Below are 21431 nucleotides of genomic sequence, written 5' to 3'. Positions count from 1 at the left end.
CGCAATGACCCTGTTCTCACTCGCCACACTTAAACCAACCGTTGGGAGCTTCCATGTCTTTCCGCATCAAACTCGGCGCCACCGTTCTGACCGCTACGCTTGCCACGGCCGCGTTCGCTCAGGCGCCCGCGACCAAACCCTCGCGCATCCGCGGTGAAATCGTGTCGCTCGACGGCGACACGCTCAAGGTCCATCGCCGCAGCGGCGACACGGTGTCGATCGAAGTGAAGCCGGCCGTCACGGTGTCGGCCGTCAAGTCAATGCAACTGTCGGATATCAAGCCGGGCTCGTTCATCGGCACGGCTGCAACCACGGGCACGGATGGCAAGCTGACGGCAACGGAAGTCGTGGTATTCCCGGAGTCCGCGCGCGGCACGGGTGAAGGGCACTACGACTGGGACCTCGGGCCGAACAGTTCGATGACCAACGCGAACGTCGACACCGTGGTTCAAAGCACGAGCGGACGCGACCTGAAGCTGTCGTACAAGGGCGGCAGCAACGTCGTGACCGTACCGCCCAATGTGCCCGTCGTGACGTTCACGCCCGCCACGCATGGCGATCTGACGCCGGGCAAGAAGGTGTTCGTCGTCGCGACGCCGGCTTCGCAAGGCAGCTATGTCGCACAACGCGTCGTGGTCGAAAAGGATGGCGTTGCGCCGCCGATGTAATTGCTGCAAGCGCCGCTCGCGCATTCAAGCCGCGAGCGGTGAGTTTTAATTTCGCCAATTATTTTCCATTTTTGTTATCGGCTGCGACGATAAGATCGACGCAGCCGTAATAAAAGGGGCGAAAAAAATGGCGAATACCTTGAAGCTGCCGGCGTCGGCCAATTCCGGAAAATCCCTGAAGATCGACGCCATTCGCTTTCTCGCGGCGTTCTGGGTACTGATGTACCACTTCAAGCCGCCCCTTTTCAAAGAACTCCTGCCGCACCGGCTTTCCTTTCTGGGCGGCGCGTTGTGGTCCGGGTCGACCGCATTGTTCGCCGGACCTGCCGCCGTCATCGTGTTCTTCGTGATATCCGGTTATTGCATTCACGCCGCATATCATAAGGACGTCGCGCTCAAGCCAGTCAACTATTACGCGTCGCGATTCATCCGGATTGGATTGCCGCTCGTCGTACTGCTTTGCGTCGTTCAGCCATTACCGTCGGGGCAGAACTATCTGGAATCGGTATTGTGGTCGCTTTACTGCGAGATGGCGTATTACGCGGTTTATCCGCTGTTGCGGCCACGCTTTCGCTATATCGGGGAAATGATCGTCGGTTGTGCGTTGATGGCAACTGCGATGGTGGCATGCGTGCGGCTGTTCGGGCATCCCGTTTGTCACGGTTGCGTCTATGAAACGTATCGCGTTCCGGGCACGGCATTGCTGTACGCGGCCGGCTGGATATCGGGCTGCCTGATCGCGGAGACGCAGCGTAACGCGGCGCAGTTCCAGATTCGCGGCGCGTATTCTCCGCTGACGATGGCGATGAGGCGCGCGCTGGATGCGAGCACGCGTCTGCTTGCCAGCCATCTCGTCGTGCTGAGAACGGTGATCGTTGCGGCAGGCGCGGCCGTGATGATTCTGTTATCGGAATCGAGTCTCAAGCCGGCGATGCTGCCGTTGATCACACCGGATATCACGCTGCCGGTATTTCAGATCTTCGCGGCAATCTGGATCGCAACGGAAACCGCGACGCCATCTCAATCGCGTGTGTGGACGGTGCTGGCTGCGTGCGGCGCGTGGTCGTACAGCCTTTATCTTTGCCACAAGACCGCGCTGGCGCTACTCGAAATGACGACATTCGACGAAAGCTCGCGCTACGCGTGGTTCGTCGAAGTGGCGCTGGCCTTTGCGATCAGCTACGCGTTCTACCGGATCATCGAGAAGCCTTCGCACGTCATTTCGCAGCGCCTGCGAAAGTACACACCGGACGTGCCGGGCGCACCCGCGGCCTGAGCCGCGGCGGCGCGCTACCCGTGCGCAAAGACCTCACGGCGTCCAGCGATACACGATGATGCTCGATCCGTTGTAGTTGTCTTTCGTGACCACATACTCGCCCGTCGATCTGAGGTAGGCGCGCAGGCCATACATCGAGTCGACATCGTTGCCGACATCCACGTTGCCTGGATTCGAGTTGATCAACGTTGCGTCGAGATGGCCGTTAATGAGATTGAACGCATCGATGTTCGGCACCGTGTGCACGTAGCCGACGAACAGATAGTTGCCCGCCGCCGTCATCGATTTCGCGTTCGCACTGGTGAGATTGATCACCGGGTCGGGCCGCGTCATGTTGCCTGCGCTCCAGCCGTGATACACCTCGATCCGCGTATTCATCGCGGTCCAGTCCCAGCTGCCTGCGATGCCTTGCGCAAGTATCATCGTGTCGCTCCCGGCGAGATAGATGATGCGCGTCAACGGACGGATGCTCATCGGAATCGGCAAGGCGATGCCGGGTCCCCAACTCGGCTTGCCATATCCATCGAAGCCCGTCAGCGGGTAGTGATAGATATGATTCGTGCGATCGAGCCCGGCCCACACGTCGCCTTTGCTGTCGATGCTGAAACCGCCCGTCACCGCGCGCGTCGTATTGAACGCCGTGCCGGGCAGCGATGCATCCGGCACGGCGATATACCCCTTCGACGGTTCGAAATGGAAGAAGTAGAAAATGGCCGGGTTCTGTCCTGACGCAACGAGTATCCGGTTGCCGCCGACGCTGACGAGCTGGCCGAAGTGCTCGTCGCGTTGTGTATCGTTGACGTTCAGGCGCGGGTCATCCGGATAAGAGAAGGGATCGACAGTGTTGGCGATGAAGGTGCCGCCCGCCGTGCCCGAATAGAGGTTGGTGCCGCTATAGAACAGCGCGCCATCCGTCACGGGATCGGGCGCCGCGACGGCTTCGAAGTTGAGCGCCTGCAGCTTCCAGAGCAGGCTGCCTGCGCTGCTGTATGCGTGAATGTCCGTGCCGCCGTTGCGGCCGAGGTCCCAGCCGCCGCCCCAAGGATTGTTGAGCACATACAGATTGCCGGCCGAGTCCTTGCCGATGCCCTCGATACGCGTGAAGCGCTTATCGCCGACCTGGCCTTTGATGCCCGTCGTGGCGTCGAGATAGCCGCCCTGAACGCCGAACGTGCCGGCCAGTTGCGGTGCGCCTGTCGTGCTGTAGAGCTTGATGTTCATATCGGGGCCTTCGTCGCCGACCATCAGCAGACCCGTCGATGCATCGAAATACAACGCGGAAGGACGCGAAGTCGCGGCCATCTGGATCGTGTTCAGCAACGCGCCCGCAGGACTGTACTCGACGATTGCGCCCGCGCTCTTGCGCGCCACCCAGACGTTGCCCGCGCTATCCAGCGTGAGCGCGCCGGGCCCGGCGACACTGATGTCCTGCTGCCACGCGCCATCCGTCGTGAAGACGCGCACGCGATTGCCGAAGAAATCGCTGGCATAGAGCAGCGAACCGGCCGTCGCGAGTCCCGTGATCGCATCGGCGCGGGTCACCGCGTTCCATGTGCTGACGTTGATGACGAGATCGCGTGTGCCTGTCGCGCGGTTATAGCGGCCGACACCGCCGCTGCCGTATTGCGTGCCCGCCTGCATCGCCGCGAAGATCGACGTTGCATTGCCGGTAATGGCGCTGCCCTGGAACTCGCTATGAATGCCGATCGATCCGATGCTTTGCCCATTCTGATAAATCGCCACGCCGCCTTCGTTCTCATCCCACATCGAAGCCGTATAGACGACGCCTTCGGGCGCGACCCACATCGAACGCGCGGCATTGCCGACATGCGCGGCAAGCGTGCCATAGGTATTCGCGAGCCAGTCGGTCGTGTATTGCGCATGACAGACGGAGGCGATCATCGCAATGAACGCGCCGAAGAAGAGGGCGTGGTGTCGTATTCGTGTGTCGAGCATGCGATAGGTTCTCCTGACGTCGATCGATCGGACAATTGAGTCAATCGTGCATGGGCAGTACATGAAAATTTTAAGTGCCCATTTATTCAAATGGGTGTCGATATCCGAACGCGAGTGCAGAAAAAATAATTGCCGATGCTGCACGCATAGCCAGCACGCGTGAGGCATACGAAAAACCCTTCAATCGATGCATGCCGCACTAGAATGGGTTACTGCCATATGCGTTTTCACGGCGATGCGGTTTTGTTATCCGCATCCAGTTCTTCCGCATCGGAGAATCAGCATGCCGACCTATCAGTATCGTTGCGAGAGTTGTGGGGAAAAGTTCGAGCACGCGGAGCACGTCGCAGAACATGCAACGGCGCAGCTGAAATGTCCTAAATGTGGAAGCGACAAGGTGCAGCACGCGCCAACGCCGTTCGTCGCGAAGACGTCGCGCAAGAGTTGAGCGCGTGGCATAACGCGAGGCACGCCGATGCAACCATGCGACGCATGCAAGGCTTTGGACGGAAAGCCGTCGTCGGCGCCGCCGCATGGCGATTTGAGTGCGATGGGTTCCGATGGCAGGGCGTCGCCGGCGTCATCCGTCGAACGCCATGACGAATACCGTTGCACCGTCTGTGGTAACTGGATGCTTAGAAACACGCCGGGCGTCTGGTCGCTGCGCAATCCGTCCGGCGCATCCACCGCATGAACGTGCGACGTTCACTGGCGGCATTTTCCGATCGAGGTCGTGATGGCATGGCTTGTCATTCTGCACGGCGCTTACTGGCGCAACGTTTCACACGACGTATTCAGCGAACATCCGAAAGAGGACGACTGGAGCCAGCTGATGTGCGACACCTTCGACGCTAGCGAAGGCATGTGCGAAGCGGAAGTCGATGGCCTGAAAATTTTGATTCCACGCAATACGGTGATTGCTGCCGTGAACTTGCAGGATCGCGAGCAGGCGAAAGGTTTTGCGTTGCCTGGCCGCGATGGCAACGTTCATCGTTGACGGCGCGCGACATCTCGTTCAGCGCGCGACGCGGATCACCCTCCAGACCCGCTTTCCCGACGACGACGACGCGCGCCAGCCGGACAGTAGCCGCGTCCGGATCTCACAGCTATTTCAGTCTCCAGACGGCAGGACGGATGCGGGCACAACGTAATTTTGCGTGAGTAACATATACACGCGGGCCGCACGAGCGGCCAAAATTACGGCATCATGCGTCACCTGCCGCTTGCGTCGCGTTTACCTGACTCAAGCCCGGTATCTTCAGGCCGTTAACTCAGAGAGCAAAGCTTGCCCCGCGACGGGCCGGAATGCAGCGTCCCGACCACGGCGGAGCCATGTCCGAGAAAACTTCCATGTTCGAATCGCTACTGGCGACGCCCACGCCAGAGAAAGCCATTGTCAGCCCGTCGGTGCGCGCCGCGCTGCTGTCCGCGCTGTTCGACAACGCATGGCCGTTGTTCCTGTCGGGCATCTCCAGCATTTTCGTGGCTGTCGTCGCGTGTTTTCGGCTGCATCAGACATGGACGGCGCTCTGGCTGATCGCCGATATCGCCGTGCTGGCCGCGCGCCTCGGCATCGTGCGCCTCTACGTGACGCGCAGCCGGGTCGCCGAGGTGCATCCCGCCCCGTGGGCAGCCCGTTATGCGCCCGTCAGCCTGATTGCCTGCCTGCTGCTCGGCCTCGGCACGGCGGCGTGCTTTCTCTCGCCGGACAAGGAACTGGCCACGCTCGCGATCATGGTCGCGGCGGGCATTCTCGGCGGCATCGCGTCGCGCAATGCGGCGCTGCCACGGCTCGCTATCGCGCAGATCTTTCTCGGCACCGTGCCGATCGGCATTGGCGCGCTGATCGCGCCGCAAAGCGGCGCATGGATTCTCGTGCCGCCGCTCATCGCCTACAACGCGGCGATGGTGTCGGTGGTGCGACGCCATTACAACGGTCTCGTCGCGCTGATGACGGCCGAACATCGCCACGCCGAACTGGCCGCGCGCTTCGACGCCGCGTTGGCTTACATGCCGCATGGCCTGTGCACCGTCGATGGAGCGGGCAAGGTCGTGATCGCCAACCGCCGCACGGCGGAACTGTTCGGCGCGACGGTCGAAATGCTCAAGCTCAACGTGCCGCTGCCGGAGTTCATCGGTCATGTGGGCATCGCGCAATTCGGCGGAGCGTTGCGCAAGCGGCTCGTCGAGCGGTTCAGCGCGTGGCTCGGCGACGAGCGCAGCCCGATGGGTCTCGAACTCGAGGACGGCCGCCAGCTGGAATTGACCCGCAACCCGGTGCCGGACGGCAGCGCCGTCATCATCATCGAGGACGTGACGGAGCGGCGGCAGACGGAGGCGAAGATTCTGCACCTGGCGCGGCACGATGCGCTGACGGGCCTGCCGAACCGCCGCGAACTGCGTGACCGGCTGGAGCAGATCCTGCTGGATCGCGCGCGGATGAACGGCGATGCGATCGCGATGATGTATCTGGACCTGGACGGCTTCAAGCAGGTCAACGACCGGCTCGGCCATTGCGCGGGCGACGAGGTGCTGGAGACGGTCGCGTCGCGGCTGTCGCGCGTGCTGCGTCCGGGTGAACTGGTCGCGAGGCTGGGCGGCGACGAGTTCGCGATCATCGCCGACCACACCACGCTGCCTTCCGTCGTCGCGCTGGCCCAGCGCGTGATCCGCGACATCGCGCTGCCGTACCATCTGTCGACGGGCGAGGCCGTCAGCATCGGCACCAGCGTCGGCATTGCGCTGGCGGCGAACGACGATTCTGTCGACGGCCTGATCCGGCGCGCAGACCAGGCGCTATACAGCGCGAAGCAGGCGGGCCGCGGCACGTATCGCGTCGCAAACGCGTAGGCGCGCGGCGACCGCTTCGAAGCCCAGCCGCTACGCCAGCGCGACGACGGCGATTTCGACCAGCAGCTCCGGCGCGGCCAGCTTCGCCTCGACGGTCGCGCGGGTCGGCGCGCAGCCGGGCGCGACCCATGCGTCCCACACGCTGTTCATCCCCGCGAAATCGCGCTCGATGTTCGCAAGCCACACCTGAGCGGACACGAGACGCGTCTTGTCGATGCCCGCCTTCTCCAGAAAGCCGTCGATCTTCGCCAGCACGCTCGCCGTCTGGGCCTTCACATCGGGCGCGTGATCGTTCGACGTCTGGCCGCCGATGAACACAAGCCCCGCCGCCTTGACGACACGGCTCATGCGCTGATTCGTTTCGATTCTCACGATATCGGACATACGTTGGTTTGCTCCCTGGTTGAAGTGTTAAATCGCGCGCCGGACAGCGCGCGCATGAATCAATGCGCGACGGCGCTCGCCGTCCGTTCGGAGACGGCCTGCTGCGCGAAGCGGTCGATCGCGAACGCGTCGAGCGGCAACGAAGTCTTGCCGTCGAGCACCAGTTCGGAGACGAGCCGTCCGCATGCCGGCCCGAGCTGAAAACCGCTGCCGCAATAGCCGAACGAATAGACGAGATTCGACGCGCGGCGGCTCGTCGAGATGACGGGCAATGCATCGTCGGTGAAGGCTTCGACGCCCGCCCACGCGCGATTGACGCCGAGATGCCGCAAATGCGGGAACAGATCGACGACGGTATTCGCGCTGCGCACGAGGCGCGCGAAGTCCACCTCGCCATGCCGTCCATCGAGATCGGCAATCCCGATCAGCTTGCCGCCTATCACGACCGTGCCGTTGTCGAACTGCTTGAACGACAGTGGACGGCCCGTTGCGCCGAGCGTCGCGCGGCAGAAGGGCGCGACGCGATGCGTGACCATCAGCATCAGTCCTTCGGGATGAACGGGCACGCGCTCGCCGACCTGCTCGGCCAGTTGGCCCGCCCACGCGCCCGCCGTGATGACGAGCTTTTCCGCGCTGAACGTGCCGCGCGGCGTGTGCGCGAGCCAGCGCGTGCCGCGCTGTTCGATGCGGGTCACGGGCGTGCCTTCGAAGAACCGCGCGCCGTGTCGCTGCGCGGCGAGCCGGAAGGCCGTCGTGGTCCTGAACGGCAACGCGTAGCCGTCGCGTTCGACCCAGATGCCGCCCGTCACATGCGGCGCGAGCGCGGGTTCGAGTTCGAGCAAGGTGGCGCGGTCGATCAGCTTTTCGTGCGTAAAGCCATGGGCTTCGAGCAGCGCGACGCGCTCGCGGCATTCGTCGAGTTCGGCTTCCGTCTCGGCGATCTTCAACTGGCTTGAAGGCACGAAGCCGCCGTCGTCGCCAAGCGTGTCCCGCAACGTGTGCCAGATTTCGCGCGACATCAGCGCCAGTGGAATTTCAGGCACGGGCCGACCGAGCGTGCGCACGCCGCCCGCGTTCACGCCCGACGAGTGCCGCGCGACGTAATCGGCTTCGAGCACGATCACCTGCGCGCCGCGCGCAGCCAGATGGAAGGCGCTGCTCGATCCGTGCAGGCCGCCGCCGATCACGAGCACATCGGCTTCACGCGTGTCGGCGGAAGGGGACAGGGCGGCGTCATTCACCGGCGAGTTCTCCCAGTGTGAGCGGCTTGATGGGCGGACGGATGCGGTAGTAGCCCACTTCGCCTGGCGGCACCTTGCGCGCGTCCGCGATGATCTCGGTGACGGTCAGCCCGCACATGCGTCCCTGGCACGGCCCCATCCCGCAGCGTCCAAACGACTTCGCCTGGTTCGGGCCGACGCAGCCCAGTTCGACGAAGCCGCGAATGTCGCCTGCCGTCACTTCCTCGCAACGGCAGACGATCACGTCGTCGCGTGGAATGCGGTTCGCGTCGCGCGGGCGGTACAGGCTGTCCAGAAACGGGCGGATGCGCATCACGTTCGCCAGCACGCGGCGATGCGGCGCGGCTTCGAAGTCGCGCGTGGAGGCGTCGATTGCGCCGAGCTGGCAGACGGCCTGGAGCGCGCTCAATGCACCTTGTTCGGCGGCAGCAAGCGCGCCACCGATGCCGCCACCGTCGCCCGCGATGAAGATGCCCGGCACGTCGAGTTCGCCCCATGCATCCGTGGTCGGTGCGAAACAGAGTTGCGCCGTGTCCCAGTGGTGTTGCGCGCGTAGCGAGAGCGTGAATTGCGTGTTCGGCACGACGCCCTGATGCAGCAGGATCACGCTTGCTTCGACCTTGTGCGCGCGGCCCTGCGTCGTGAAGCTCAGTGCGGCGGCGCGTTCGACGCCGTCGGCATCCTGCTTCGCTTCGACGCGCAGATCGTCGGCGCCCTCGAAGATCGGCACGCCCGCGTCGCGCAGCGTGCGGATCAGTTGCAGACCTTTGCCGAGAAACGGCCACGCGCGCAGTGCCGACAGCAGATGCTTCTTCGCGCGCCAGCGGTCTTCGTGACGCGTCGTATCGACGAGCGCGCGGATCGGCACGCCCGCTCTCACGTATTGCCAGCCGAGCAGATAGAGCAGCGGCCCGCAGCCCGCGAGAACGGGCGGCTCGGCGGGCACTTCGCCAGCGCTTTTCAGCAGGATCTGCGCGGCGCCCGCCGTCAGCACGCCGGGCAGCGTCCAGCCCGGAATCGGGAACGGCCGTTCGAGCGCGCCCGTTGCGAGAATCACGCGCTGCGCGTCGAAGCTGCCGACCTTGCCGTCCTTCAGGTAATGCACGGACCGCTCGCGCGTGACCTGCCACACCGACGCGTGCGCAACATGCCGCGCGCCGGAGCGCGAGAACGCGTCGGCGATCGTCGCGCCCGCTGCGTAGTCGGGGCCGAGTATCTCCTTGCGGCGCGCGTCGGCACGGCCAATCGCGCGATAGATCTGCCCGCCGACGGCATCCTGCTCGTCCAGCAGCACGACGGAAAGACCGGCGCGCGCCGCGCGTGTCGCCGCGCTCATGCCGGCGGGACCGGCGCCGACCACGACGACATCGACGGCTTCGGATACGAACTCTGCTGCGTGTTCAGCGGCCATGAGCATCCTCCAGCGAAACAGCGACGGGCGGCAGATCGCGCGCGCCTTCCTGCGAGCGGATGCGCATGCCGTCGCGCACGATCACCATGCAGCTTTGCCGGCTCGGCACGCCGTCGATCTCGACCAGGCACTCGAAGCAGGCGCCCATCATGCAATACGGCGCGCGCGGCGCGCCGGACACGGGCGTCGCGCGAAACCGCGCGATGCCGGCAGCAAGCAGCGCCGCGGCCACCGACCGGCCGCCCGGCACGCGCAGCGGCTGATCGTTGAACCAGATATCGACGGGCGCATCGGCGCCGGGCAGGGCCTTGAATAGCGGTGTGGAAGTCATGTCGGAATCAGTGAGTGGGAATGAGAGCCGGGGATTCGGTAAAGCGCGCGCCCGAGAACGAGGGAAGCTCGTCGGGCATCGCGCCGCCGGTGATCCACCGCGCGATGCGCAGCGCGTGCGCGGCGGCCAGCGTCACGCCGCTGTGGCAGGTGACGACGAAGGCGCCGGGATGCAGCGCGGACTGGTCGTAGATCGGAAAGCCGTCCGGGCTGTAGACCCGCAGCGCGGCCCACGTGCGCACCAGTCGCACGTTCTTCAGCAGCGGGAACGCGCGCACGCCGCGCCGCGCGATATCGGACAGCACGTGCGTGGTGGTGAAATCGTTCAGGCCTACTTCTTCCATCGAATCGCCGAATTGCACGGTGCCTTCGTCCGTTTGCCGGACGTTCAGCGTCGGGTAGTGCAGGAACGGCGCGACACGCTCGCTGATCAGCACCTGCCCGCGGTTCGGCGCGACGGGCGCATGCAGCCCGACATGCGGCGCGAGCGCGCGATTGCCGAGGCCTGCCGCGAGCACCACGCGCGCCGCGCGATACGTACCGCGCTTGCCCTGCACGGCGAAGCCGCCGCTGTCGGGCGTGATGCGCAGCGCCTCTTCGTTGTTGACCAGCTTCACGCCGCGCCGCTGCATGCCCGTGTGCAGCGCGCGCAGCAGCTTGAGCGGATTGACGTGGCCATCCATCGGCGTGTAGCTCGCGCCGATCACCTCCGGCCCGATCTGCGGCAGACGCTCGCGCACCTCGTGCGCATCGAGTAATTGATACGGGTAATCGCCCAGTTCGCGTTGCAGCGTGCCGAGCCGCTTCTCGCGCTCGGCGAGATCGTCGTCGGAGAAGCAGAACTGGAAGCCGCCGGGCTGGCGCAGTGCGACGTCGATACCCGTTTCGTCGAGCAGCGCCGCAGCAAGCGCGGGCCAGCGCGTCGCTGAACTGCGCGACCAGCGCGCGTAAGGCGACAGGCCGTAGCCCTTGCCCTGAATCCAGACCAGCCCGAAATTGCCGCGCGACGCGCGAAACGCGCCGTCGTCCTGGTCGAGCACGGTCACGTGCGCGCCCTCGCGCGCCAGGCCCCAGGCGACGGCGGAACCGACCAGCCCGCCGCCCAGCACGAGCACGTCGGGATTGGCGGATGAGTTGCGGATCATCGAGCTTCTCCGATCAGAATGCGGTCCAGTCCGACCATGCGGTCGAGCAGCACCATCAGCAGAACCGTGCCGACGATCAACACCGCCGACACGGAAGCGACGAGGGGATCGATGGTCTGCGCGATCTGGTTGTACATGGCGACGGGCAAGGTGGTCGTGCCGGGCGTCGCGACGAAAATGGTCATGGTCAGTTCGTCGAAGCTCTGGATGAACGACAGCACCCAGCCGCCCGCGACGCCTGTGCGGATCATCGGCAGCACGACGCGGCGGAACGCCGTGAAGCGGCTCGCCCCGCACGACAGCGCGGCACGCTCGGCATCCCGGTCGAGCCCGACGGCGGAAGACAGCGCGAGCCGCAGCGCATACGGCAGCACGACGATCACGTGCGTTGCGACCAGTGCCCAGAACGAGCCGCTCAGCTGCAGCAGCGACAGGAAGCGCAGGAACGCGATGCCGAGCACGACGGCGGGAATCATCATCGGCGAGAGGAAGAAGCTCATCAGCGCGGTACGGCCCGTGAAGCGGTAACGCGCGATGGCGAGCGCAGCGGGCACCGCGAGCGCGACGCCGATCGTCGCCGCCGCGAACGCGAGCCGCACGGAGAGCCAGAACGCCGACACGATGTCGCCGTTCTCCAGGATCGCGCGAAACCAGCGCAGCGACGCGCCGTCGAACGGCATCGAGATGAAGCCCTTGTCGGTGAACGCGACGAGCATCACGACGACGAGCGGCGCGAGGATGAAAGTGAGGAACAGCGCGTTGAACAGCAGGCCCCAGAATCCGTTCTGTTTCATGGCGTCACTCGAAAATGTGCTTGAAACGGCGTTCGGCGAGACGGCTGCAACCCATCACGATCGCAACGTTCGCGATCAGCAGCAGCACCGCGATGCTCGCGCCGAGCGGCCAGTTCAGCGTGCCGAGGAATTCGTCGTACGCCGCCGTCGCGACCACTTTCAGACGGCGCCCGCCGATCAGCGCAGGCGTCGCGAAGGCCGAAGCCGACAGCGCGAACACGATGATCGAGCCGGACAGCACGCCGGGCATGATCTGCGGCAGCACCACGCGACGAAACACACGAAGCGGCGAGCCACCGAGCGACAGCCCCGCCCATTCGACTTGCGGATCGAGCTTTTGCAGCGTCGCCCACACGGACATCACCATGAACGGCACCAGCACATGCGTGAGCGCGATGATCATGCCCGTCATCGTGAAGACGAGGCGGATCGGCTCGGACGTGATGTGCAAGGCCTGTAAGGCGCTGTTGAGCACGCCGTTGTTGCCGAGCAGAATCTGCCAGCCGAGCGTGCGCACGACGACGGAGATCAGCAGCGGCCCGAGCACGATCAGCAGACACAGCGACTGCCACGGCCGTTTCATGCGCGCGAGGACGATCGTTTCCGGTACGCCGAGCAGCACGCTCAGCAGCGTCACCGCGAGCGCGAGTCCCGCCGTGCGCAGGAAGATCTCCGCGTAGTACGGATCGCTCACGACCTCGGCGTAGTTCTTGAGCGTGTACGCGGCCTGCACGCCCGCCACGTCGCTGAAGACGCGAAACGACAGCAGCAGCGTCAGCACCAGCGGCACCAGCAGCAGCGCGCCGAACAGCAGCAGCGCGGGCGCGGACAGCAGCCACGGCGCGGCGCCCGCGCGCGTATCGTCAAGCGTTGCCATGGGCGCTCTCCCGGGTCAGCACGCGCAGGTCGTCGTCGGTGAAGGCGAGGCCGACTTCGTGGCCTTCATCGGGCGGCGGCGCGCCGTAATTCGGCTGCGCGACACGCAGCATGCCGAGTTCGGTGTCGACTTCGAGCAGCCATTGATTGCCGATGAACACGCGGTTCGCGATGCGTCCATGCATGCGCGCATCGCCATTCGCAAGGCGCACTTTCTCGGGGCGGATATAGACATGCACGGCGCCTTCGACCTCGCGGCCTTCGTGCGGCACGTGCAGCGTCGTGCCCGCGACGTCCACGACCGCGCAGCGTGGATTGCGGCCCCGCACTTCGCCCGGCAGCGTATTCGTGCGGCCGAGAAACGTCGACGCGAACGGCGTAGCGGGGCGCTCGTATGCATCGAACGGCGTGCTCAGTTGCGCGATGCGCCCTTTGTGCAGCACGGCGATGCGATCGCTCATCGTCATCGCTTCGACCTGATCGTGCGTGACGAGGATCGTCGTGATGCCGAGGCGCTTCTGGATCGCGCGCAGTTCGATATGCATTTCTTCGCGCAGCTTCGCGTCGAGATTCGACATCGGCTCGTCGAGCAGCAGCAGTTCGGGGCGCATCGCCAGCGCCCGCGCAATCGCGACGCGCTGGCGCTGGCCGCCCGACAGTTCCTTCGGATAGCGCGCGTCGAGTCCCTTCAGACGCACCAGATCGAGCGCTTCGGCGACGCGCACCGCGCGCTCGTCGCGCTTCATGTTGCGCATCTCCAGGCCGAAGCCGACGTTGCCCGCCACCGTCATGTGCGGAAACAGCGCGTAGCTCTGGAACACGACGCCCATGCCGCGCTTTTCGGGTCGCTCGTGCGTGATGTCGCGGCCGCCGAGCATGATGCGGCCCGCGCTCGGCGTGACGAAGCCGGCGATCATCTGCAGCGTGGTCGTCTTGCCGCAGCCGGACGGACCGAGCAGCGACAGAAACTCGCCGCGTTCGACGGACAGATCGAGATGCTCGACGGCGGTGAAGTCGCCGTAGCGCTTCGAAAGGCCTTGCAGGGTGAGGAAGGTCATAAGCGGCGGTCCTGTGCGGATGCGGGCGTTGCGGCTGTATTGCGGCTGCCGTGCTTATCGCTCGACCGAGCGGTTCCAGCGCTCCGTCCATTCGGTGCGATGCTGGTTGATCGTGGTCCAGTCCATCGCGGTCAGCTTGCTGACCTGGTCCGGCCCGTACGGCACGCGCGCGGCCACGTCGGGCGTCAGCTTGACGGTCTTGTTGACGGGGCCGAGGCCGATGCCTTGCGCCTGCATCGCCTGCACTTCGGGGCTCAGCAGATACTGGATGAAGTCCTGCGAGAGCTTGGGCTGCGCGTTCTCCGCTACAGGGCACGCCGCAACCTGCAACGCGACGCCGCCTTCCTTCGGATAGACGAACTTGAGCGGGAAGCCGGTGTTCTGCAGCGCGACCGCGCGGCCGCTGCCGTAGGGCGCGATGATGACGTCGCCCGCCTGCATCAGGCCGTCCATTTCGCCGGGCGTCGGCGCCCACGACAGCACGTCGGGCGCGACCTGCTTCGTCATCGCGGTGAAGCCGGGGTCGATGTTCTTTTCGCCGCCGCCGTTCATGCGCGCGAGCATCACGAGCGTATGCAGGCCATACGTGTTCGTGATGGGCGGCACGCCGAGCTTGCCCTTCAGGCGTTTGTCGGTCAGCACTTGCCACGAGTCGGGCGCTGGCAGGCCGAGCTTCTTGAACGCCTGTTCGTTGTAGCCGATGCCCGTCGCCACCATGCCGACGCCGACGGACGTCGGGCCGAGCCGCGCGAGCGGATAGAGGTCCTTCATGACGGGCGCCTCGTCGACCTTGGCGCACAGGCCCAGTTGCATTGCCTGATACATCGGGCCGTCGTCCATCACCGCGACGTTGATCTGCTGATGCCCTTTCTGCGCCTGGAGCTTGGCGAGCGTGTCGCTCGAATTGCCCGCGACGTAGACGATCTTCACGTCATGCGCTTTCTCGAACGGCGGGATGATCTTCTGACGATAAAGCTGCTCGTTGGAGCCACCGACGTTCGCGACGTACAGCGTCGTCTCGGCGTGCGCGGCATGGAAGGGCGCAGTGAGACTGGCGGCGAAGAGGGCGGAGGAGAGAACACGGATCGTAAAACGGCAACGGCGGCGCAGCGTTTCTTGCATGACGACGATCTCCATTCGATGTGGGAAGGGACGCTCTGGCGGCGTGTCAATGGATCACAGTCTGGTCTGCAATGGTCATATCGTCCAATACGAATAAAATAGCTATCCATACATGGTTGATATGGGTTGACGACAATGAACCTGAAGCATATCGAGGCGTTTCGCGCGGTGATGGTGGCGGGGTCGATGACGGCGGCGGCGAAAGCGCTCTTCACGTCGCAGCCGAACGTGAGCCGGCTGATCTCGCAGCTCGAACGGGAGACGGGCTTGCTGCTGTTTCAGCGCAGCGGCGTGCGGCTGATTCCGACCAGCGAGGGCACCGCGTTCTTTCGCGAAGTGGAGCGCGCGTATGTCGGCCTGCAGGGGCTCACGAATGCCGCTGCGCAGATCCGTAACCTGGGCAGTGGACGTCTGCGTATCGCCGCGATGCCGTCAGCGGGGCTGACGCTCGTGCCGCATGCGATCAAGCGTTTTCAGGACCTGCATCCGGGCGTGACCGTGTCGCTGCACGTGAACACGTCGGGCACGATCAATCACTGGACGGCGTCGCAGTTCTGCGATCTGGGCGTGGCGGTCTATATCAGCGAGGCGTCGAATTGCGAGGTCGAAATGCTGTCGACCGTCGCCGCTGTCTGCGTGATGCCGGCTGCGCACCGGCTGGCCTCGAAGGCCGTCATCAAGCCGGCGGATCTGCAGGGCGAGTCGTTCATTTCGCTGTGCCATGGCGACGGCACGCGCGCGCAAATGGACGAGGTGTTCGTGCGCGCGGGTGTCGAACGCAAGCTCGCGATCGAAGCGCAATACACGGCGATCTGCTGTGAACTGGTGCGCTGCGGCATGGGCGTGACGCTCGCGCATCCGGGCGTGGCGCTGGATTTTGCCGGACCGGATATCGCTATCCGGCCGTTCTCGCCCGCCGTGATGTTCCCGATGTATCTGCTGTTTCCGCCGAATCAGCCGCGCGAGCGGCTGGCGTCGGCGTTCGTCGAAGTGCTCCGCACGGAGCATGAGGAAGTGATGCAGAAGCTGGCGCTGATCGTCCCTGACTCGACGCCGAAACGCACACGCAAGCAAAGCGCGAAACGGGCGGGTCAATGACGAATCACGAATGGCGATGTCGCCGCGAACGAATGTGCATCGTCGCGGCAATACGCGTGAGTCGTTACAGATAGCTGCAGACGTAGTCGAGCGTTTCGATCACGTCGATGTCGAATCGGCTCTTGCCGGGCACCGAGAACGTCTCGCCTGCGCTGTACGTTTTCCACTCGTCGGTGCCTTCCAGACGGATGCGGCACGTGCCCGCCTGCACTTCCATCAGTTCGGGTGCGTCGGTGCCGAAGTTGAGCGCGCCGGGCAGGATCACGCCGAGCGTCTTGCGCGAGCCGTCGGCGAAGAGAACGGTGTGCGACACGCACTTGCCGTCGAAGTAGACGTTGGCGCGTTTGACAACGGAAACCTGATCGAATTGCGTTGCGGCCGTCATGGCGGAGTTCCTTTGGGTCGTAGTGAGTGGAAGCAGGAGCGCCGCATGAGTGTGGCGACGCGAGGCCGCCATGATACCGCCTGCCTGCGGCGGGGCTGCGAAACCCCGCGCGGACAGTGCTTATTTTCAGCTTCCGGAGACCAGCTTGAGTCCGATGACGCCGGCCAGAATGAGGGCGATGCACAGTACCCGCATGGGGGCCGCGGAGTCGCCCAGTAGAGCGATGCCCAGCAGCGCAGTGCCCGCCGCGCCGATGCCCGTCCAGACGGCACGTCATCCTGCTCGATACTGGACTGCCTGGCATGGCTTCGCCGCTACACGCGCACGGCTGTGCCCAAATGGCTTTAGGCTCGACGTTTCACACGCGACTCTCCCGTTGAAACGTCCTCCCGCCAGCCACCAAAAGGCCCCTCCCGACACCCTCCCGAACCCGGACAAACCCTCAGAGCGTTCGATCATCGCGCAGTCATGCGCGATGATCGAACAAAAAGGGGCGATAATCCCTTGTGCTATATGGCCTCGGGGCGCTACGCTGCGACCCATCCTGTCGACACTCTGTAAGTCGCCAGCCTACAAAGCCAGGAGACAACCATGACCGCAGTCCCAGCCCACGAGCCCCAGGGTAAGCACCAGTCGAAGAAGGCCGCCGCCAGCGGCTGGATCGGCTCGGCGCTCGAATACTACGACTTCTTCATCTACGCGACCGCGTCGGCGCTGATCTTTCCGCAGATATTCTTTCCCAAGGGCAATGCCACGACCGCGATCGTCGCGTCGCTGGCGACGTACGGCGTGGGCTACGTGGCGCGACCGATCGGCGCCTTCGTGCTCGGCCACCTCGGCGATACGCACGGCCGCAAGAAAGTGTTGCTCGCATGCATGTTCCTGATGGGCTTTTCGACGATCGGCGTTGGCCTGCTGCCCACGTACGATCAGGTCGGGCTGCTGGCGCCCCTGTTCCTCGTGCTGCTGCGTCTGGTGCAAGGCTTCGCGGTGGCGGGCGAAATCTCCGGCGCAAGCTCGATGATTCTGGAGCACGCGCCGTTCGGCCGGCGCGGCTTCTACTCCAGCTTCACGCTGCAAGGCGTGCAGGCCGGGCAGATTCTCGCTGCCGCCGTGTTCCTGCCGCTCGCGCACTACATGCCCGCTGAGCAGTTCAATGTCTGGGGCTGGCGCATTCCGTTCCTGCTGAGCTTCGTGGTCATCATCGCGGGCTGGATCATTCGCCGCAAGGTCGACGAGACGCCCGCGTTCACGGAAGAGGGCAGCGCTGCACGGGCCCGCTCGCCGATCGTCGATGCGTTCAAGTACAGCACGCCTAACATGCTGCGCGTGATCTGCATGGCGTTGATGAACGTCATCCCCGTCGTGGCGACCATCTTCGGCGCGGCGTACGCGGTGCAGCCGGCCTACGGCATCGGCTTCGCGAAGGACATGTACCTGTGGATCCCCGTCGTCGGCAACATCGTCGCCGTGCTGGTGATTCCGTACGTCGGCAACCTGTCGGACAAGATCGGCCGCAAGCCGCCCATGATCATCGGTTCGCTGCTGTCGGGCTTGCTGGCGTTCGCTTACCTGTACGCCATCAGCATCCACAACGTGCCGCTCGCCTTCGTGATGTCGATCCTGATGTGGGGCGTCGTCTATCAGGGCTACAACGCCGTGTTCCCGAGTTTCTACCCCGAACTGTTCCCGACGGCGACCCGCGTCTCGGCGATGGCGATCGCGCAGAACATCGGCACCGCGATCACGGCGATGTTGCCCGCGCTGTTCACGGCGGTCGCGCCTCCGGGCTCCAGCAATATCTGGTTGACGGTCGGCGCCCTCGCTTTCGCGATCACCATCATCGCCGCACTGGCCGCGTTCAGCGCCCGCGAGACGTACCGTGTTCACATGGACGAACTCGGCAAGCCTGACGCTCACCCCGTCGACAAAACCGAGTACGACGCTGCGCGGGCTGCGGCCTTCGCCCACTGACCTGCGCTGACGCACGCCGAAGCCACCCGACGCCTGAGAGAACACTTGACCATGATTTCCGGAAAGACCACCCTCGTCGCGCACATCGGTTTTCCGACCGAAAGCTTCAAGTCGCCGATGATCTACAACCCATGGTTCGAGCAGAAAGGTATCGACGCCGTCGTCGTGCCGATGGGCGTCAAGGCGGAAGATTACGAGCAGAGCTTCAAGTCGATCTTCCGCTTCACCAATCTGCGCGGGGCGCTCATCACGATGCCGCACAAGGTGACGACGGTCGGACTGGTGGATGAGGTCACGCCCGCCGTGCGTATCGCGGGCGCCTGCAACGCGGTGCTCAAGCGCCCGGACGGCACGCTGCTCGGCGATCAGTTCGACGGCGCGGGCTTCGTGCGCGGCGTGCTGCGCAAGGGGCGGCAGCTGAAGGGCGCGCGCGTGCTGATCTCGGGCTCGGGCGGCGTCGGCTCGGCGATCGCGGCTTCGCTGGCGGCGGCGGGCGTCGGCGAGCTTGCGTTGTACGACGCGCGCAATGAATCCGCCGAAGGGCTCGGGCAGCGTCTGCGCGAGCACTACCCGGCACTGACGGTCCGCACTGGCTCGAAAGATCCCGACGGCTACGACGTCGTCGTGAACGCGACACCGCTTGGCATGAAGGAGGGCGATCCGCTGCCCTTCGATGTCGCGCGTATCTCGCCCACGTGCTTTGTCGGCGAAGTCGTGATGAAGTCGGAGTACACGCCGTTCCTGCGCGCCGCGCGCGAGAAGGGCTGTGAAGTGCAGGTCGGCACCGACATGCTGTTCGAGATGATTCCCGCCTATCTGGAGTTCTTCGGCTTCGGCACGGCGACACCCGACGAGTTGCGCAGCGCGGCGACCATCGCCTACTGAGCCGCTGCGTCGGTGGTGATGCCGGTCAGCGCGGACTAGCCTGACCGTCCGCGCTCAATCCACCACGGCCACGATATTGACCGTCCCCTGTCGGGCCATCTTCGCGTACGGACACAAACGCTCCGCATTGCGCACCAGTTCTTCCGCCGCTGCACGGCCGACGCCCGGTATCCGCACCCGCACATCGATGACGAGGGCGTAGCCGCCATCCATCGGATCGCGGCCGAAGGCGACCTGCACGTCGACGGCAATGTCGTTGAGTTCCATCTTTGCGCGCTTGCCGAGCAGATTGAGCGCGCCGTGAAAGCAGCCCGCAAAGCCCGCGGCGAACAGTTGCTCGGGATTGGTTCCGTCGCCGGGACCGCCGAGTTCCGTGGGCAAGCGCAACTGCACATCGAGGTTGCCGTCGGCCGAGCGGGCCACGCCGGATGCGCGGCCATGTCCCGTCTCGCCGCCGGAGACGGTGACGGACGTCGTGTAGAGCGCCTCGAATTCCCGGCCGCGATACCGGTCGAGCAGCGAAAGCGGGGGCGCTTCCAGTTTCTGTTTCTTTTGCATGATGTGTTCTCAGGCCTGGCGTTGAACCTCGATGCGATCGATGGCCCTTGCCAGGCCTTCTCCCTTTCAGACCAGGCGACAGTGAACCCGGCCCCATGATAAGTGACGGAAACATGTCGCAGTAGCGTCGTTCAGGGACTCACGGTGTTTCCAGAATGGCGCCAATCCGCGGCGCGTTTTTTGTTCAGTCGAAATACCGCGGCGCGGGAAGCGGTTCCACATCTCTTCGATGTGTCCTACACTGGGAAAGCTAGCCGAAAGCTGGCCCCTCTCCTTTCAGCAGGCTTGCCAGATTACTTCCGCTCACACGCCAGAATGTGGGAACCGTCGATGGATCAATCGGATGCATCGCTACATGCTTTTCGCGTTGGCCTGCCCAACCCGGCCGACGCGCTGTCCACCTGCTTTTCGACCAGCTACGCGGGAATCATCGCCTTCATGGCGGTCGCCACGGAAGGCAGCTTCGCGAAAGCGGGCGAGCGCCTGGGAATCGGGCGCTCGGCTGTCAGCCGCAATGTTCAGAAGCTTGAATCGCAACTCAGTACCCGGCTATTTCTGCGCACGACGAGATCCACGCATCTGACCAGCGAGGGCGAGCGTTTCTTCGAGAACTGCAATCAGGGCGTGACGCATATCGTCGACGCCATGAACGACATGCTCGATCTGCGCCTCGGTCCGCCGCGCGGCGTGCTTCGCATCGGCTCGAACGTGGGCTTCGGGCGCAAGGTCGTGGGGCCGTTGCTGGCGCAGTTCTGCGAGGCGTACCCCGATATCGCCGTCGATCTGATTCTCGACGACAAGCCCGCGGATTTCGCCGCCGAGCAGATCGACGTGGCGTTTCGCGACGGTTGTATCGAGGACTCCAGCATCATTGCGAAGCAGCTGGTGCCGATGCAGATGGTGCTGTGCGCGTCGCGTCTCTACGCCGAACAACATGGCTTGCCCACGACGCTCGAAGACCTCGCGCAACACGAGTGCATCAACCTCAGGTTCTCGGGCGGGCGCGTCTACGAATGGGAGTTCAAGGTCGACGGCCATATGCGCAAGTTCCTGCCGACGGCCAGATTGACCTTCAACGACGCGGACCTGGTATTGCGCGCGGTGCTCGAAGGGCGCGGCATCGCGCAACTGCCGGGCTATCAGGTAGCCGATCATCTCGCGCGCAATGAACTCGTGATGGCCTTGAGGCGGCATGTACCCGACGATCGGGGACACTACATCTGCTACCTCTGCCGACAGCATCTGCCTTCGCGCATCCGCGTGTTCATCGATTTCATGACCGAGCATATCCGGGCGCTGAATCTGCTTTGCCTCGACGATTTCTATATCGACTCACGGGAGAGCGAGCGTCAGGCGTGATGCGCTGAATGTCGCCTGCCGGGTGCGCATTGGTGCGAACGTGGAAACGGTGAGTGTTCCC

At 64.4% G+C, this 21431-nt stretch carries 21 protein-coding genes and 1 pseudogene; 9 read left to right on the top strand and 13 right to left on the bottom strand.

From position 1 onward, the window contains the following. Nucleotides 1-53: 53 nt before the first annotated feature. Together PPGU16_RS34850 and PPGU16_RS34845 are read left to right on the top strand one after the other, a co-directional pair. The gene (locus tag PPGU16_RS34850) at nt 54-668 is read left to right on the top strand and encodes a hypothetical protein (protein ID WP_180725396.1); all 615 of its coding nucleotides are present in this window, start codon (nt 54-56) and stop codon (nt 666-668) included. Nucleotides 669-795: 127 nt separating this feature from the next. Beyond that, nucleotides 796-1944, top strand: a complete 1149-nt coding sequence (locus PPGU16_RS34845; RefSeq protein ID WP_180725395.1) for an acyltransferase family protein — start codon at nt 796-798, stop codon at nt 1942-1944. A 33-nt stretch (nt 1945-1977) separates the two neighbouring features. Here the strand turns inward: PPGU16_RS34845 and PPGU16_RS34840 are convergent, their stop codons facing one another. Continuing rightward, on the bottom strand, nt 1978-3900 hold the full coding sequence (locus PPGU16_RS34840; RefSeq protein WP_180725394.1) for an SMP-30/gluconolactonase/LRE family protein: 1923 nt from the start codon (nt 3898-3900) through the stop codon (nt 1978-1980). Between the two features lie 283 nt (nt 3901-4183). Here PPGU16_RS34840 and PPGU16_RS34835 point away from each other — a divergent pair, with 283 nt between their 5' ends. The 3 genes from PPGU16_RS34835 to PPGU16_RS34825 all read left to right on the top strand — a co-directional run bounded on the left by PPGU16_RS34835 (nt 4184) and on the right by PPGU16_RS34825 (nt 6750). Then, nucleotides 4184-4348 (top strand): FmdB family zinc ribbon protein, encoded by a 165-nt coding sequence (locus tag PPGU16_RS34835; protein ID WP_007585164.1) that lies wholly within the window; start codon nt 4184-4186, stop codon nt 4346-4348. A 288-nt stretch (nt 4349-4636) separates the two neighbouring features. Beyond that, nucleotides 4637-4897, top strand: a complete 261-nt coding sequence (locus tag PPGU16_RS34830; protein ID WP_180725393.1) for a hypothetical protein — start codon at nt 4637-4639, stop codon at nt 4895-4897. A 335-nt stretch (nt 4898-5232) separates the two neighbouring features. Then, complete coding sequence (locus tag PPGU16_RS34825; RefSeq protein WP_180725392.1) at nt 5233-6750, top strand: sensor domain-containing diguanylate cyclase; 1518 nt, start codon at nt 5233-5235, stop codon at nt 6748-6750. Nucleotides 6751-6780: 30 nt separating this feature from the next. On the opposite strand, the gene PPGU16_RS34820 is transcribed toward PPGU16_RS34825, so the two are convergent. The 9 genes from PPGU16_RS34820 to PPGU16_RS34780 are packed head-to-tail and all read right to left on the bottom strand — an operon-like array spanning nt 6781 to nt 15111. Then, complete coding sequence (locus PPGU16_RS34820; RefSeq protein ID WP_180725391.1) at nt 6781-7134, bottom strand: RidA family protein; 354 nt, start codon at nt 7132-7134, stop codon at nt 6781-6783. A gap of 59 nt (nt 7135-7193) precedes the next feature. Beyond that, nucleotides 7194-8375 carry an NAD(P)/FAD-dependent oxidoreductase gene (locus PPGU16_RS34815; RefSeq protein ID WP_243460674.1) on the bottom strand — a complete coding sequence of 394 codons (1182 nt, stop codon included), beginning with the start codon at nt 8373-8375 and terminating at the stop codon, nt 7194-7196. After that, nucleotides 8368-9786, bottom strand: coding sequence for an FAD/NAD(P)-dependent oxidoreductase (locus PPGU16_RS34810; protein ID WP_180725390.1), 1419 nt, complete (start codon nt 9784-9786; stop codon nt 8368-8370). Before PPGU16_RS34810 ends, PPGU16_RS34815 begins: the two co-directional genes overlap by 8 nt. Then, complete coding sequence (locus tag PPGU16_RS34805) at nt 9776-10117, bottom strand: (2Fe-2S)-binding protein (protein ID WP_180725389.1); 342 nt, start codon at nt 10115-10117, stop codon at nt 9776-9778. Before PPGU16_RS34805 ends, PPGU16_RS34810 begins: the two co-directional genes overlap by 11 nt. 7 nt (nt 10118-10124) lie before the next feature. Continuing rightward, entirely contained in the window at nt 10125-11261 is a 1137-nt protein-coding gene (locus PPGU16_RS34800) for an NAD(P)/FAD-dependent oxidoreductase (RefSeq protein ID WP_180725388.1), read from the bottom strand. Beyond that, nucleotides 11258-12055: an ABC transporter permease gene (locus PPGU16_RS34795; RefSeq protein WP_180725387.1), complete on the bottom strand. Its 798-nt coding sequence runs from the start codon at nt 12053-12055 to the stop codon at nt 11258-11260. Before PPGU16_RS34795 ends, PPGU16_RS34800 begins: the two co-directional genes overlap by 4 nt. A gap of 4 nt (nt 12056-12059) precedes the next feature. Next, nucleotides 12060-12932 carry an ABC transporter permease gene (locus PPGU16_RS34790; RefSeq protein ID WP_180725386.1) on the bottom strand — a complete coding sequence of 291 codons (873 nt, stop codon included), beginning with the start codon at nt 12930-12932 and terminating at the stop codon, nt 12060-12062. After that, nucleotides 12919-13989 carry an ABC transporter ATP-binding protein gene (locus PPGU16_RS34785; protein WP_180725385.1) on the bottom strand — a complete coding sequence of 357 codons (1071 nt, stop codon included), beginning with the start codon at nt 13987-13989 and terminating at the stop codon, nt 12919-12921. The genes PPGU16_RS34790 and PPGU16_RS34785 overlap by 14 nt, the downstream gene beginning before the upstream one ends. 54 nt (nt 13990-14043) lie before the next feature. After that, on the bottom strand, nt 14044-15111 hold the full coding sequence (locus PPGU16_RS34780; RefSeq protein WP_180725384.1) for an ABC transporter substrate-binding protein: 1068 nt from the start codon (nt 15109-15111) through the stop codon (nt 14044-14046). A gap of 135 nt (nt 15112-15246) precedes the next feature. Here PPGU16_RS34780 and PPGU16_RS34775 point away from each other — a divergent pair, with 135 nt between their 5' ends. After that, nucleotides 15247-16209, top strand: coding sequence for a LysR substrate-binding domain-containing protein (locus tag PPGU16_RS34775; protein ID WP_180725383.1), 963 nt, complete (start codon nt 15247-15249; stop codon nt 16207-16209). A 64-nt stretch (nt 16210-16273) separates the two neighbouring features. Here PPGU16_RS34775 and ppnP read toward each other — a convergent pair whose 3' ends face one another. After that, a complete protein-coding gene (gene ppnP / locus PPGU16_RS34770) occupies nt 16274-16594 on the bottom strand; it encodes a pyrimidine/purine nucleoside phosphorylase (protein ID WP_180725382.1) in 321 nt (106 codons plus the stop codon). A gap of 126 nt (nt 16595-16720) precedes the next feature. After that, nucleotides 16721-16864, bottom strand: a pseudogene (locus PPGU16_RS34765) (DMT family transporter); the annotation flags it as partial. A gap of 321 nt (nt 16865-17185) precedes the next feature. On the opposite strand from PPGU16_RS34765, the gene PPGU16_RS34760 reads away from it, so the two are divergent. Continuing rightward, nucleotides 17186-18568 (top strand): MFS transporter, encoded by a 1383-nt coding sequence (locus tag PPGU16_RS34760; RefSeq protein WP_180725381.1) that lies wholly within the window; start codon nt 17186-17188, stop codon nt 18566-18568. A 51-nt stretch (nt 18569-18619) separates the two neighbouring features. After that, on the top strand, nt 18620-19453 hold the full coding sequence (locus PPGU16_RS34755) for a shikimate dehydrogenase family protein (protein ID WP_180727176.1): 834 nt from the start codon (nt 18620-18622) through the stop codon (nt 19451-19453). A 54-nt stretch (nt 19454-19507) separates the two neighbouring features. On the opposite strand, the gene PPGU16_RS34750 is transcribed toward PPGU16_RS34755, so the two are convergent. Beyond that, a complete protein-coding gene (locus PPGU16_RS34750) occupies nt 19508-20011 on the bottom strand; it encodes an Ohr family peroxiredoxin (protein WP_180725380.1) in 504 nt (167 codons plus the stop codon). Nucleotides 20012-20341: 330 nt separating this feature from the next. Here PPGU16_RS34750 and PPGU16_RS34745 point away from each other — a divergent pair, with 330 nt between their 5' ends. Further along, nucleotides 20342-21370, top strand: a complete 1029-nt coding sequence (locus PPGU16_RS34745) for a LysR family transcriptional regulator (protein ID WP_180725379.1) — start codon at nt 20342-20344, stop codon at nt 21368-21370. Nucleotides 21371-21431 lie beyond the last annotated feature (61 nt).

Origin of the sequence: Paraburkholderia largidicola (genome assembly GCF_013426895.1) — a bacterium.
Taxonomy (GTDB): domain Bacteria; phylum Pseudomonadota; class Gammaproteobacteria; order Burkholderiales; family Burkholderiaceae; genus Paraburkholderia; species Paraburkholderia largidicola.
The sequence above is the reverse complement of the archived record's forward strand: the minus strand, read 5'-3'. Positions and strand labels throughout refer to the sequence as shown.

Coding starts and splice junctions, on each gene's coding strand:
- PPGU16_RS34850 (WP_180725396.1), top strand. CDS start 54: ATGTCTTTCCGCATCAAACTCGGCGCCACCGTTCTGACCGCTACGCTT.
- PPGU16_RS34845 (WP_180725395.1), top strand. CDS start 796: ATGGCGAATACCTTGAAGCTGCCGGCGTCGGCCAATTCCGGAAAATCC.
- PPGU16_RS34840 (WP_180725394.1), bottom strand. CDS start 3,900: ATGCTCGACACACGAATACGACACCACGCCCTCTTCTTCGGCGCGTTC.
- PPGU16_RS34835 (WP_007585164.1), top strand. CDS start 4,184: ATGCCGACCTATCAGTATCGTTGCGAGAGTTGTGGGGAAAAGTTCGAG.
- PPGU16_RS34830 (WP_180725393.1), top strand. CDS start 4,637: ATGGCATGGCTTGTCATTCTGCACGGCGCTTACTGGCGCAACGTTTCA.
- PPGU16_RS34825 (WP_180725392.1), top strand. CDS start 5,233: ATGTCCGAGAAAACTTCCATGTTCGAATCGCTACTGGCGACGCCCACG.
- PPGU16_RS34820 (WP_180725391.1), bottom strand. CDS start 7,134: ATGTCCGATATCGTGAGAATCGAAACGAATCAGCGCATGAGCCGTGTC.
- PPGU16_RS34810 (WP_180725390.1), bottom strand. CDS start 9,786: ATGGCCGCTGAACACGCAGCAGAGTTCGTATCCGAAGCCGTCGATGTC.
- PPGU16_RS34805 (WP_180725389.1), bottom strand. CDS start 10,117: ATGACTTCCACACCGCTATTCAAGGCCCTGCCCGGCGCCGATGCGCCC.
- PPGU16_RS34800 (WP_180725388.1), bottom strand. CDS start 11,261: ATGATCCGCAACTCATCCGCCAATCCCGACGTGCTCGTGCTGGGCGGC.
- PPGU16_RS34795 (WP_180725387.1), bottom strand. CDS start 12,055: ATGAAACAGAACGGATTCTGGGGCCTGCTGTTCAACGCGCTGTTCCTC.
- PPGU16_RS34790 (WP_180725386.1), bottom strand. CDS start 12,932: ATGGCAACGCTTGACGATACGCGCGCGGGCGCCGCGCCGTGGCTGCTG.
- PPGU16_RS34785 (WP_180725385.1), bottom strand. CDS start 13,989: ATGACCTTCCTCACCCTGCAAGGCCTTTCGAAGCGCTACGGCGACTTC.
- PPGU16_RS34780 (WP_180725384.1), bottom strand. CDS start 15,111: ATGCAAGAAACGCTGCGCCGCCGTTGCCGTTTTACGATCCGTGTTCTC.
- PPGU16_RS34775 (WP_180725383.1), top strand. CDS start 15,247: ATGAACCTGAAGCATATCGAGGCGTTTCGCGCGGTGATGGTGGCGGGG.
- ppnP (WP_180725382.1), bottom strand. CDS start 16,594: ATGACGGCCGCAACGCAATTCGATCAGGTTTCCGTTGTCAAACGCGCC.
- PPGU16_RS34760 (WP_180725381.1), top strand. CDS start 17,186: ATGACCGCAGTCCCAGCCCACGAGCCCCAGGGTAAGCACCAGTCGAAG.
- PPGU16_RS34755 (WP_180727176.1), top strand. CDS start 18,620: ATGATTTCCGGAAAGACCACCCTCGTCGCGCACATCGGTTTTCCGACC.
- PPGU16_RS34750 (WP_180725380.1), bottom strand. CDS start 20,011: ATGCAAAAGAAACAGAAACTGGAAGCGCCCCCGCTTTCGCTGCTCGAC.
- PPGU16_RS34745 (WP_180725379.1), top strand. CDS start 20,342: ATGGATCAATCGGATGCATCGCTACATGCTTTTCGCGTTGGCCTGCCC.